Origin of the sequence: Streptomyces incarnatus, from assembly GCF_001027185.1 — a bacterium.
Classification (GTDB): domain Bacteria; phylum Actinomycetota; class Actinomycetes; order Streptomycetales; family Streptomycetaceae; genus Streptomyces; species Streptomyces puniciscabiei.
In genome coordinates this window covers 830,457-843,217 of record NZ_CP011497.1, presented here as the reverse complement: position 1 = coordinate 843,217, position 12,761 = coordinate 830,457, and the positions used below count along the sequence as shown (strand labels likewise).

7 protein-coding genes are annotated in these 12,761 nt (G+C 71.4%); 2 read left to right on the top strand and 5 right to left on the bottom strand.

Annotated elements, in window-relative coordinates:
- Positions 1-4: 4 nt before the first annotated feature.
- Positions 5-361, bottom strand: a complete 357-nt coding sequence (locus ABB07_RS03675; protein ID WP_208897214.1) for an ArsR/SmtB family transcription factor — start codon at positions 359-361, stop codon at positions 5-7.
- Between the two features lie 71 nt (positions 362-432).
- Between ABB07_RS03675 and ABB07_RS03670 the strand changes: the two genes are divergently transcribed.
- Positions 433-1,518 (top strand): cation diffusion facilitator family transporter, encoded by a 1,086-nt coding sequence (locus tag ABB07_RS03670; protein WP_208897212.1) that lies wholly within the window; start codon positions 433-435, stop codon positions 1,516-1,518.
- Positions 1,519-1,614: 96 nt separating this feature from the next.
- On the opposite strand, the gene ABB07_RS03665 is transcribed toward ABB07_RS03670, so the two are convergent.
- From ABB07_RS03665 to ABB07_RS03650, 4 genes are all read right to left on the bottom strand, one after another.
- On the bottom strand, positions 1,615-5,796 hold the full coding sequence (locus ABB07_RS03665) for a beta-galactosidase (RefSeq protein ID WP_208897210.1): 4,182 nt from the start codon (positions 5,794-5,796) through the stop codon (positions 1,615-1,617).
- Between the two features lie 137 nt (positions 5,797-5,933).
- Entirely contained in the window at positions 5,934-7,058 is a 1,125-nt protein-coding gene (locus ABB07_RS03660; protein ID WP_208897208.1) for a glycoside hydrolase family 26 protein, read from the bottom strand.
- A complete protein-coding gene (locus ABB07_RS03655; protein ID WP_208897206.1) occupies positions 7,055-8,884 on the bottom strand; it encodes a glycosyltransferase family 2 protein in 1,830 nt (609 codons plus the stop codon). The genes ABB07_RS03660 and ABB07_RS03655 overlap by 4 nt, the downstream gene beginning before the upstream one ends.
- 147 nt (positions 8,885-9,031) lie before the next feature.
- Positions 9,032-11,047 carry an outer membrane protein assembly factor BamB family protein gene (locus tag ABB07_RS03650; protein WP_279617372.1) on the bottom strand — a complete coding sequence of 672 codons (2,016 nt, stop codon included), beginning with the start codon at positions 11,045-11,047 and terminating at the stop codon, positions 9,032-9,034.
- 301 nt (positions 11,048-11,348) lie between these two features.
- Between ABB07_RS03650 and ABB07_RS03645 the strand changes: the two genes are divergently transcribed.
- Positions 11,349-12,257, top strand: coding sequence for an SCO1860 family LAETG-anchored protein (locus ABB07_RS03645; RefSeq protein ID WP_244189206.1), 909 nt, complete (start codon positions 11,349-11,351; stop codon positions 12,255-12,257).
- Positions 12,258-12,761 lie beyond the last annotated feature (504 nt).

The following is a 12,761-nucleotide window of genomic DNA, read 5'->3' as shown; positions in this document are numbered from 1 at the left end:
GGTGTCAGTCGTGCGGCGGCAGGTGGCCGATCTGGTGGTCGGCGATGTTCAGCGCCTCGTCGACCAGGCGGCGCAGATGTCCGTGCCGCAGGGCGTACACGACCCGGCGCCCCTCCTTCCGGGTGGTCACGAGCCCGGCCAGACGCAGCCGGGCCAGATGCTGGCTGACCGACGTCCGCGCGGCGTCGGTCGCCCCCGTCAGCGTCGTGACGTCGGCCTCGCCCTCGCCGAGGCGCCGCAGCAGCGCCAGCCGGGTGCGGTCGGCGAGCAGGCCGAGGACCTCCACGGCGACCGCGAGGCGTTCACTGTCGTCCGCTTGTTGCGAGGGGTGCGCACCTGACAGATGCATGCGTGCGTTCATGTGCACATAATGGGGGGACTGCAGTACCGACGTCCACCTTCGGCCGGCCCGCCGTCCGTGAAAGGCGCACCGTGAACGAGCAGACCCACACCCACGAGCCGCACGGACACCACCACGGCGGCCACGGACACGGGCATGACCACGATCAACCTCACGGAGGCGGGCGGTGGTCGAAGGTCCGGCACCGGCTCGCGCACCTGGTCGCTCCGCACAGCCACGAGGCGCTGGACAAGGTCGACCCGGCGATGGAGACCTCCCGCGAGGGGATGCGCACGCTGTGGCTGTCGCTCACCGTCCTCGGGGCCACCACCGTCGTGCAGGCGGTGATCGTGGCCGTATCGGGGTCGGTCGCGCTGCTGGGCGACACCATCCACAACGCGGCCGACGCGCTCACCGCCGTGCCTCTCGGCATCGCCTTCGTCCTCGGGCGGCGGGCGGCCAACCGCCGCTACACCTACGGATACGGTCGCGCCGAGGACCTGGCCGGCATCGCCGTCGTGCTGACCATCGCGGCCTCCTCCGCGCTGGCCGCCTACGAGGCCGTCGACCGTCTGCTGCACCCTCGCGACGTCAGCCACCTGTGGGCCGTCGCCCTCGCCGCGCTGGCCGGGTTCACCGGCAACGAGTGGGTGGCCCGCTACCGCATCCGCACCGGCCGCAGGATCGGCTCGGCCGCGCTGGTCGCCGACGGTCTGCACGCCCGCACCGACGGCTTCACCTCCCTCGCCGTCCTGCTCGGCGCCGGCGGCGCCGCCCTCGGCCTGCGCTGGGCCGACCCGGCCGTCGGGCTGCTGATCACCGCGGCGATCCTCATGGTGCTCAAGGACGCCGCCCGCGAGGTCTGCCGGCGTCTGATGGACTCCGTCGACCCCGCCCTGATCGACCGCGCCGAGCGGGCCCTGCACGCCGTCGAGGGCGTCGAGCACGTCGGCTCGGTGCGGATGCGCTGGATCGGCCACTGCCTGCGCGCGGAGACCGACATCGTCGTCGACCCGCGGCTGAGCGTCGCCCGGGCCCACGCCATCGCCGTCGAAGCCGAACACGCCCTGATCCATGCGGTGCCCCGGCTGACCGCCGCCACCGTGCACACCGACCCGCACCCCACGCCCGGCAGCGGCGACCCGCACGCGGCCCTCAGCCACCACGCCACCCGCTGACGCCCCCATACGACCCGGTCGATCACCGCCGGGTGAAACAACGCCTGTGACAGAGGGGCCAGGACCCGCTGTCACAGGCGTCGGTCAGCTGAGCGTCTAGCCGCACGTCAGCGTCGGCATCGCCCAGTCGCCGTGGTCGTTGCCGTTGCCGTCACCGGCGTCACCGACCTTGAGGTCGACCACCTGGGCGCCGCTGACATCGACGTCGATCGGCCGCGCGGCCTGTTTGCCGCGGAGCGTCGGGGTGGTGACGAGGGTCTTGCCGTCGGCGATCACGGAGAACGTCACCGTTCCCGCACCACCCGTCTCGTCGTCGACACCGACGTCCGCCGTCAACCGCGAGCACGTTCCGGCGAGGTAGAGCTCGACATCGCTGACCGAGTTGGTGCCCAGGCCCTTGGCGTAGCCGACCCCGTTGATGCTGATCGGACGGCCGTCCCCGGCTGCCTGTTCGCCGACGCTGGTGTCTCGCTCCACCGGGCCCCAGCCGTTCGTGGACGACAGGAACGGCAGGTCGCTCACCGCGTTCTTCCCGGCCGGCGGAGCCGGTGGGATCCCGCCGACGATGCTCTCGTCGGCGCCGGCGGCCTGCCGTCCGTTCTGCACGTAGTGCACCGTGGCGGTGAGAGCCGAGGCGGAGGGCAGCTTCCCGGCCGGCGGCTGGACCTTCCAGGTGAAGGTGGCCGATCCGCCGGGCTGCACGCGCTCGACCGACGTGGGGCTCGTGGCACTCGTGCTCCAGCCGTCGGGCGCGGAGAGCGAGGCCGTCAGCCGGGAGGCGGACGGCCGGTCCTTCGGTACCCGGACCGTGGCCCGGGCCGTGAAGGCCTGGGCCGGCTGGGCGGTGTCCGGGACGTCCAGGGCGACATCCGCTCCCGGACGCTCGGGCATCGCGTACTTCTTGTGGTCGTAGCGGGGGCTGTCGTTCTGGGCGACCCGCAGGGACGAGGCGTAGCTGCCGTAGTCGGTGAGCGAGACCTTGCCCAGCCCGCCGGTGCTGCCGTCCAGGTTCCACACGGCGATGGCGATGCTGTTGCGGCCGTTCGGATCGAGGATCCCGTCGGGGACCGGGAAGGTGTGCTGGGGGCCGAGGTAGTTGACGTAGTTCCCGACCTGCCAGCCGTTCACGAAGATCGTCGCACGGTACCTGCGGGACGGGTCGTCGGTGAACGTGAGCCCGAGTGAGGTGTCCTGGCCGCGCGGCAGGTCCAGTGTCGCGTCGGTCCGGTACCAGGAGACTCCGGGACGGGTGTCGGTCGTCGGCAGGGACACCTGGTTCCATGTGCCGTCCGGGTAGCCGGGCAGGGACCACCCGGCGCGCTCGCCGTACAGGCCGCCCGTCGAGAGCGGGCCGCGCACGGTGTCCTGCAGCTCCTCGCCGCCTCGTACGCCCTGCACTCGCCAGGTGACGGAGGTCAGCGGCGCCCCCACGAGGGAGGCGCTGGTCAGGCCCCGGGCGGTCTTGTTGCCGTTGGTCGAGTTGTAGTCCTCCTCGTGCCCCATGTTCACGGTGAGCACGGAGATGACGTTGTCGCCCTTCGCCTTCACCGCACCGGCGGGGAAGGTGAAGTCGGCGCTGCCGGTGGTGGAGCTGCCCAGGAAGGTGCCGTTGAGCCAGGCGGAGAAGGCCTGCGCGTCTCCTCCGGAGTCCGAGACGAGGTGGATGCCGTTCTCCTTGCCGGTGGCGTGGAAGCGGCCGCGGTACCAGGTGTTTCCGGTGTGGAAGCCGTAGTCGTCCGCGTAGAGCACCGGCAGGGAGTTGACGCCGGAGACGCTGTTGGTGGTGGTCCTGTCGGCCACCTGCCAGCTGGTGTCGTCGAAGCCGGGGGCGGCTTCGGGGGACTCCTCGGCGTGCTTCCAGGTCGTCAGGGTCGGCAGATGTACGGGGGCGGCCACGGGGATCGTCCCGGTGAGGCTGTCCGTGTCGGTGGCCCGGGTCTTCAGTGTCCTGCCGTTCCAGGTGACGTGGTCGGCGGAGGTGAACACCTCGATGTTCCTGTCGTCGGCGTTGTCGCCGGTGAGCGCCAGAGTACGGCCGCCGTCGAGGCTGCTCGCCGTCCGCAGCAGGTGGGTGCCGCGTACGAGCACCGGGCCGCTCGCCGTGTCCTGATGCCAGAAGGTGTTCGCCGTGGCCTTGTCGCCGACGAGCAGCAGCAGCGGGGGCTTTCCGCCGCCGCTGACGCTGATGCGGATCAGGCCCTTGTGGGTGTAGTTCAGCCGCAGGTCACCGGTGTCCTTGTCCCAGGTCGTGGTGGCCGTGCCGCCGCTGGTGGTCACGCTGGGCTCGGAGGAGTAGCGCAGCACGGTCTCTCCGTCGCTGCCCGGGTCGCCGTAGAGCACGGCGACATCCCGGTTCCCGATGGCCGCGCTGGTCATGATCTCCGAGGTCGAGTACTGCAACTGCGCCTCGCCGAGCCGGTAGTTCGCCACGATCACGTGCGAGTCGCGCCCGTCGAGCGTGATCGCGGTGCCCGGCTGCTGCGGTACGACCGGGTAGGTCGGCGTCGCGGTGGCGGCCGTCGGCACGTCGATGGCGTCGACGGACACGTAGTTGTCCGAGGAGCCCGAGCTGTGGTTGCCGTCGACGACGATCTTCAGTGTGTGGGCCCCGTCCGCCAGGCCGGTCTTCTGGAAGACCACCGCCTGGTTCTCGCCGCCGGAGTCGTCGACCGTCGCCACCTTGGTGCCGTCGAGGTAGACGTCGGCGTTTCCGTGGTTGTCGGTCTTGGAGCCGATCCAGCGGATCGCGGTGCCGTCGAAGGGGACGGTGACCGAGTCACCGGCCTTGTTCGAGAACGACTCGGTGTGCTTGTAGTCGCCGCCGGTGTAACTCTGGTCGGCCACGTGCGACCACGAACCGGCGTACTGCAGCGCGGAGTCGGGGTCGTCCCAGGTGTAGGTGGTGTCCGCGGACGGCTGGGCGTTGAAGTCCAGCGAGATATGGGTCCGGTCGACCGCCGTGGACGTGGAGTTACCGTGCCGGAGCACATGGAACTGCGTCTTGGTGTCCGGGTTCATCCGGGCGGTGTCGACGACCGCGGAGTCGTCCGGCGGTGTGGCCCGGATCGCCTCGGTCTTGGTCAGCGGGGCGACCGACTGTGTGAAGTACCCGATCAGCTTGTCCTCGTAGTACTTCGGATCGAGCTGGCGGTTCTCGCGGATCGCGGCGCCGTAGTCGTACGACGTGTAGTTCTCCGGCATGCCGAGCCAGCCCCAGTTGGTGCCTCCGTAGGTCATGTAGAAGCTCTGCGCGGTGGCGCCGACGGCTATGTTCTGCTTGTAGAACACGTTGGCGAACCGGTCGTTGATCAGCTGGGCGCACTTGTCGTAGCCCGGCCCGCCCCAGGGGTCGAAGGCGCCGCCCTGGAACTCCGGGGAGTACAGCGGCTTGCCGTCCGGATGGTCGTAGCCGATGTCGGGAACGCCGTTCCACTTGGACGGGTTCGAACAGTTGAAGCCCTGCGGGTAGGAGTCCGGACCGTCGACGTCCAGGGCGCCGGTACCGGAGTTGAAGGTGCCGTTGTTGTTGCCGGTCAGCGGCACCGTGATGCCGTCGGCGCGGGCCTTGTCCTCCAGGTGTTTCATGTAGGACCGGCCGGCGGCCGAGCCGTTGTAGTACTCGTTCTCGACCTGGTAGGCGATGACCGATCCGGTGCCGTTGGTCAGCTGATGGCGGGCGATGATCCGGTCGATCCGCGTCAGCCACTCGTCCGCGTACTTCAGGAACTGCGGGTCGTCACTGCGGTTGTGCCCGGCCTTGGTGGTCAGCCAGCCGGGCAGACCGCCGCTGTCCACCTCCGCGTTGATGTACGGCGCCGGGCGCGCGATCACGTAGAGCCCGGCCTCCTGGGCCATGTCGAGCAGCCTGTCGACGTCCCGCACCCCGCTGAAGTCGTACGCACCCGGCTTCGGCGAGTGGTATCCCCAGTCGAAGTACAGCGAGGTGGCGTTGAACCCGGCGGCCTTCATCTTCTGGAAGATGTCGCGCCACAGATCCGGACTCGGGAGCCGGAAGTAGTGGAACTCGCCGGACCACAGGTAGGTGCGCTTGCCGTCCACGAGGAACGAGTAGCCGTCGAAACTCACCGTGTGCGCCCCCGGACCGGCGGCGGGCGCGGCGGCGGGCGCGACGGGCGTCCGCCCACCGCCGTCCTGCGCCACGGCGGTTGTGGTCATGCCCGTCGCCAGGGCGATGGTCGCGGCCGTCGCGAGGACCGCCCTCCACCGTCCACGGCGACCGGGTCTCGCAGCTTCTGAACCGATCCGATTACTCCGCACTGCGGCCTCCATACCGCCTGAGCAATCAACATCCAACAGACTCAGGCAAAGTCGAACAGTAAAGCCGCGCAAGGAGCAACACAATGGGGCGGGAGCACATGGTTGTGGCGGCGGGGGGCCGACTCCGTGGCGGGGCGTCAGAGTCTGCGGCGTGGCTCGGTGCCGGGGGTCCAGGGCGTGCGGTAGCGCGGGGCCGAGATCCCTGAGGTGAAGGCCCTGACGCTGCCGGCGGAGGTGGTGATCCGCCAGTCGATCACCTTGACCGCCTCGTACCAGATCACGCCGATGATGGCCGGGTGCCGGGGCAGCGACCGGAACATGTCCGCGATCCACTCCGCCTTGCGGCCGTCCGCGTCCGTGGCGCCCACCTCGGTGATCACGAGGGGCTTGACGGTGAGGCGGCGCAGTCGCTTCTCGGAGTCGGAGAAGAGCTGGTCGAACGACTGGTAGCTCTCCTTGCCGACGGTTCCGTAGTAGCCGGAGAGTCCCACCCAGTCCACGTACGCGTCGCCCGGGTAGAGCCGCTCGAACGGGGTGGCGTTCCGGTAGCCGACGTTGGGGCTCCACACCCAGATCGCGTTGCTCGCGCCCGCCCGCACGAAGAGGTCGTGCACGTGCCGCCAGGCCCGCACGTACTCGCCGCGGTGGTTGCCGTTGGACTGCTCGCACCACGGATACCAGTAACCGTTCATCTCGTGGGCGAGGCGGATGCCCACCGTGTAGCGGAGCGAGGCGATGCCCCTGGCCCATGAGCGGAGGTAGGGGTCGTAGGTGCCGTCGATGATCCGGGCGAGCCGGTAAGCGGGCTGGTCGCCGCGGAGTTGCGCGGCGGCTCCCGCTGCGCGGTGGTCCCAGGGTTCCCAGGCGAGCAGGGGCATCATGCCGCGGCGGGCCACGTTGTCGATCAGGTCCGCGTCGAACCGGTCGTGCGCCCAGTCCTGGGAGAACTCGTAGACCTGCGGCCGGTGGCCGGTGCGGCGGGTGAACCGGGCCGCCTCCGTGAGGTCGTGGACGCCCCCGGCGGTCATGATGCCGACGAAGGAGTCACCGCGGGCGGGGAACACCCGGTGCCCGCTGCCGGCCGCACGGCCACCGCCGGCGGGGGTCGGTTCGATGCTCGCGGTGGGCGGCAGCGCGGCATCGATGGCCGCCTCCCGCCGCCGCTCCCTCTCACCCGCGAGATGCGGCCCGACCACGAACACGTATCCCCCGAGGACCACGGCGAGCACCGTGGCGAGAAGCCTGGTGACCGTGAACCTCACCGGCCCTCCCACTGCTGGAGGGGAAGGGGAGCAGGCGCCGGGGCCTGCGGGACGCGGACGGACGGCTGCTGCGCCCCCGCACCCCGCGTGCCCGGCTCACCTTCGGTCTGGTCGGTGGCGGGGGCGAGGGACCGGGGGGCGGAACGTGTCGACGCCAGGAGAGGTGGCAGCAGCCCCGCCAGCAGGGCCAGCACCGCCCACAACCGAGGTGCCGGGTTGGTGTGCCCGAGGCCGTAACTGGCCACCAGCGGGGCGCCGATGAGGGTCGCCCACACCAGGTGGAGCCGGAAGGTGCGCAGTGAATCGGCGCTGCGCAGTGCTCCCTTGGCGGTGACCGCGTAGGCCAGGGGCCGGCGCAGCAGGGCGCAGACCGCTGCCGCCACGTACACGGGGCCGGCGAACAGCGCCAGGGCGAAGCCCTGGAGCCCCAGCTCGCGCCGCTCGTGCTCGGCGAGGTTGAAGCGGCGCAGCCACCACCACAGCCACAGCCAGGCACCCATCCCGGCGGACCACAGTGCCAGCCAGGTGGGCCCGGGCAGTCCGGCCGACATGACACCGAGGGTCAGCGCCAAGGCGGTTGCCGCGGTGCCGAGGAGCAGGGTCGCGGCCACGCTCGGGTAGTACAGCTGGACAAGGGTGTAGAGCAGCCGCTGGCGCCGGTCCAGACGGATCCCCTCGGTCAGGCGGCGGTTGAGCTTGATCTGCCAGACCCCGTACGCCCAGCGCTTCTGCTGGTTGAAGTAGTCGGTCCAACTGGTGGGGCCCTCGCCGACCGCGATCACGTCCGGGGTGTAGACGCCTCTCCACCGGTTGCCGGTGGAGGGGTTGACCGTGCCCTGGACCCGCATGCTGGTCAGGTGGTCCTCGATGATCGAGTCCTGGTAGCCGCCGATGCTCCGCCACGCCGTCGCCCGGTACACGTGATTGGTCCCGATGAGCAACGGCGCGTCCAGTCCGTTGCCGCCGCGCTCGACGATGCCGCTGAAGAAGTACTGCTGGACGGAGGCGCCGTGGGCGATCCAGTTGTCGTACATGTTGCCGTACACCTGGGGTGCGACGACGAACGCCACGTCGGGGTCCCGGAAGTAGCCGAGGGTGCGCTCCAGGAAGCAGGGCAGGGGGACGTGGTCGGGGTCCATCTGCGCGACCACGTCGTAACGGCGCTCGTGCTCGGCGCGCCACGCGTTGTGGTTGCCGGCCTTGGTACGGCTGCGGAAGATGCCCCACGGCCGGTTGTACTCGGGGCGTCCCTTACGGGTGAAGTGGTGCACGCCGAGCCGGGCGGCCAGGGCTCGGACCGCGGGGTCGTCGCCCTCGTCGAGTATCCACACGTCGACGCTGCCGCCGTAGTAGGTGACCCGCAGCATGGCCCGAAGGGTGTCCTCGACGACGTCGAGGGGTTCCTTGCTCGGCACGATGGTGGTGAGCATCGCGATCCGCAGACCGGTGGGAGGCGTGAGCGGCAGCGGGTCCTTGGCGTGCCAGGCGAACGTCCAGACGGCGCAGACCTGGACCACCTTGATGAGTTCGACGGCGACGACCGCGCAGAAGGCGAGCCGGGCGAGGACGAGTCGCCAGTCGCCGGCAGCGGCGAGCCCGGGGCCGGGGATGTGCCCGGGCAGCAGCAGCCAGCCGGCGAGGGCCATGCCGCCGACCGCGGTGAGCGCGGCGAGCGCGGTGAGCAGGATGCGCCGGCGTGTGCTCAGCACGGCCCGGAACCGCACCCGCACCGGTCCCTCCGGCGCGGCCGCCAGTGGTCCGGTGATCCAGGCGCAGCGCCGGTAGGCGGTCCGCGCGTCCTCGTCTCGAAGCCGGGAGACCGGCATGGTCCCTCCCCCTTGGCGCACCGCACGCCTGCGGTGCAGAACTCCGGCCGAACTCTACGCACCGTTTCAGACACGGTGCGCGGTCGGCCGGTTCCGGCTGCCGGGCGCGCGGGAGCGTGCCAGAGGCGTGCCGGGGCGCGCGAGAGGTTACGCCCGGACGGCGTAGAGCCGGCTGTCGGCGCCGCCGAAGTACACGGCGTCCGCGGTGGCCACCGGCGGGTGCACCTCCGCGCCCGCGGTGAAGGTCCAGCGCTGTTGTCCGTCGACGGCGTCCACCGCGTACAGCCTCTGATCGCCGCTGCCGGCGTACACGACCCCGTCCGCCACCACGGGTGCGCCCACGTCGCCCCCGGTGCTCAGCGACCAGCGCTGCCTGCCCGTGCCGGCGTCCCAGGCTCGCAGCTCCCGGCCGCCGCCGCAGTAGACCAGGCCGCGCGCCACCGCCGGCCCGGCCTTGGCGGCGACCCCGCCGGCCCGCCACACCTCCTGGCCCGTGGCGGCACGGACGGCGTACAGGGTCTGGTCGGTACTGCAGAAGTACACCAGTCCGCCGGTGACCACAGGGAACCAGGAGATGGCGCCGGCCGTGGTGAACGTCCAGCGCTTGCTGCCGTCGTAGGCGTTGACGGCGTACAGGCGCGTGTCACTGCACCCGACGTAGACGGTGTCCTCGACGACGGCAGGGCAATGGGTGTCATGGCCGGTCCGAAACCGCCACAGACGCCTGCCGTCGGACACCTGGACGGCGTACAGGTATCCGTCGGAGCTGCCGACGTAGGCGACTCCGCCGGTCACCACCGGCGAGTGCACGATCCCGCCGGTGGTGAACGTCCACCGCTGCGCGCCCGTCCTCGCGTCGAGCGCGTACAGCTTGCCGTCGTCGCTGCCCAGGTAGACGACACCGCCCACGAGGTACGGGGCCGAGCCCAGCGCCGCCTTGGTGGTGTACGACCAGCGCCGCTCGCCCTTGGCGGCGTCCACCGTGTACAGCGTGCCGTCATTGCTCGCCGCGTACACCAGATCGCCCGCGACCGCGGGATGGTTGACGAGGACGCCGGTGAGCGGGAAGCGCCACAGGCGGGTACCGGCCTTCGGGGGGTCGCCGTCCAGCAGCCGCCAGCCGGTGAAGCCCAGGGCGGCGGAGGCGGCGAGACCGGCGGCGGCCAGCAGGACCCGCCGCCGGCCGGACGCCGCGTTCGCCGGAGCGGGAACCTCGTGCGGACCCGGTCCGGTCGTCGGCAGGCGGTCACCGGTGCCGCCGCGGTCGCCCGGCGCGCGCACGAGGATGTGCCGCGGGTCCGTGCCGGGCGTGGCCGCCAAGGGGCGGGGCAGCCAGCCGGGTTCGAACAGGGCCGTCGCGGGCCGGCCCCGGCCCAGCGCCGCCCCGACCTCGGGCAGCCCGGGGCGCCGCGCGGCGTCCTTGTCCAGGCAGCCGGCGGCGATCGCGCGCAACCGCTCCGGTACCGCGCCGAGATACGGCTCCTCGTGCATGATGCGGTACAGCAACAGGTGGGCCGTGCCCTCACCGAACGGCCCCCTCCCGGTGGACGCGAAGACGAGGACCGCGCCCAGCGCGAAGACGTCCACGGCGGTCCCGATGCCCTTGCCGCGGATCTGCTCCGGCGCCATGTATCCGGGTGAGCCCATCGTGGTCCCGGTGCCGGTCAGCGCGCTCGCCTCGACGACCCGGGAGATACCGAAGTCGATGACCCGGGGACCGTCGGCCGCCAGCAGCACGTTGCCCGGCTTGAGATCGCGGTGCACCACGCCGGCCGCGTGCACGGCGGTGAGCGCCTGGACCAGCCCAAGACCCAGCTCCCGTACGGCCGACTCCGGCAGCGCCCCGCCGGCCAGGACCGCATCCTGCAACGAGGGGCCGGGGATGTAGGTGGTGGCCAGCCAGGGCGGCTTGCCGTCGGGCTCGGCGTCGACGACGCCGGCGGTGTAGGGCCCGGACACCGACCGGGAGGCGGCGACCTCCCGAGCGAACCGCCGGCGAAAGAGGGGATCCTCCGCGAGATCGGGCCGGATGACCTTCAATGCGACCTGCTGGTTCTGCGGCGACCGGGCCAGGTAGACCCGTCCCATACCCCCGCTGCCCAAGCGGGCAAGCACTCGATAGCGGCCGACCTCACGAGGATCGTCCGGCGTCAATGGCTCCATGCCGCCCGCCCCTCCCTGACTCCGCGGGGAAGGAACCTTCCCCGAGCCGCACACGTACACACGGGCCCCCGCGCCTGCCCGGACCGGAGTCCAGGACCAAGGCCCGCAGCGCACCGACCGCACGCGTCCGTGAATCAAACAGGAGTCCGTAAACTTCCTCCTTGCGGTGAACGCGCCGTGTGGCATCCGGGCGGACGCGTCGTGACTCGGCAGGATGGGGCCCCGTTGTCTGCCCGTCGATGACCGGCCGGGTCAGGAACGGATCTCTGGGGACTCTCATCTCGCATAAGGACCACGCACGTTGACCAGAATCTCAGCCCTGACCCCATCCGCCCGCCGCCTGGCTGCCGTCGCGGCCTCCGGCTTCCTCGTGGCCGGCTCGGCTGTCGCGGGAGAGGCCTCCGCCGCCGAGGCGGCCGACGCGTCGAAGGGCGGCGCCACCGCGACGGCGTTCCGCGCCGCGCTGGACGTCTCCGGGCCGACCGGAACGGTGCCCGTCCACGCCTCGCTCAACGAGGTCCGGGCTCCGGCGACCGCCGAGAAGAAGACCCTCGACGTCGCCCTCGACAAGGTCGACGGCGACCGGCCGGTCAATCTTCTGCAGGCCGACGTCGCCATGGCCAGGGGCGAGGTCGCGCGGGGCCGGGCACGGGGCACCACCCACCTCGTGCGGGCGCGGGTCCATGTGCCCGGCCTCCCGGTGCTGCCCGTGGTGGAGGTGGAGGAGGTGACGGCCACGGCGACCTGCGTCGCCGGACAGCAGCCGACCGCCGAGTCCCAGGTCGTCGGCCCCGTCACGGCCCTGGGCAAGTCGTTGCCGGTCACGGGCGACGGCACGACCGTGGAGGTTCCCGGGGTGGGCAGGGTGCGCCTCGCGTTCTCCCACAGGGAGACGACCAGCAGCACGGCCGCCGCCACCTCGGTCCAGCTGCAGGTCTCGGTGGATCCCTTGCACCTGGGCGTCGCGAAGGTGGAGGGAACGGTGACCCTGGCGGAGGCCACCTGCCGGTCCCCCCGGGCGAACGCCCCCGTGGCGCCGGCGCGTTCGGCGCCCCGTCCGCAGATGGCCGGCCGCGCCACGGAGAGCGACCTCGCCAAGACCGGCGGCACCGGGCTGACCCCGTACGTCCTGTCGGCGGGGGCGACCCTCGTCACCGTGGGCGCGGGAGCCATGCGACTCGCCCGCCGGGGCCGCCGCAGGCACCCCTGACGTCATGACCGGCGGCAGGGCCCGCCCCGGCGCGACGGAGCCGTCGTGTTCGGGGCGGGCTCCTGTCGTCATGCGGGCGGTGCCCACCCTCTGGGCCTCCGCAGGTCAACAACCTGCGTCGACTGCTCCTTGTCAGCAAAAGGTCAGCATCAGTCGCGAGGAGTCGGTCGGACGTGGCGCGGGATACGTTGGTTCATGGGATGGGCTCGTTCTTCAAGGAGTGCGAGCACCCGCGGTCTCGGTGGCCGAGGTGCTCCCACCCCTACAAGACAGATGCCACCACCCAGCGCGCTCCTCGGTGAGCCGGTGTTCCAACCGAAGTGGGACGGTTCTCCAGACACTTGAAGTTGTCTCATCCGAGTGACGGCTCGGCGTCTCTCGGCACGCCTCCGATCGGCACCAGGAGACCGCACAGCCCTGCAGCCTCGCGGCACAGGCGTGGACGCGAACCCTGACGCCCACATAACATGTCACCGTTAACTTAACGGCGACAACCTGAGGGGC

Coding starts and splice junctions, on each gene's coding strand:
- ABB07_RS03675 (WP_208897214.1), bottom strand. CDS start 361: ATGAACGCACGCATGCATCTGTCAGGTGCGCACCCCTCGCAACAAGCG.
- ABB07_RS03655 (WP_208897206.1), bottom strand. CDS start 8,884: ATGCCGGTCTCCCGGCTTCGAGACGAGGACGCGCGGACCGCCTACCGG.
- ABB07_RS03650 (WP_279617372.1), bottom strand. CDS start 11,047: ATGGAGCCATTGACGCCGGACGATCCTCGTGAGGTCGGCCGCTATCGA.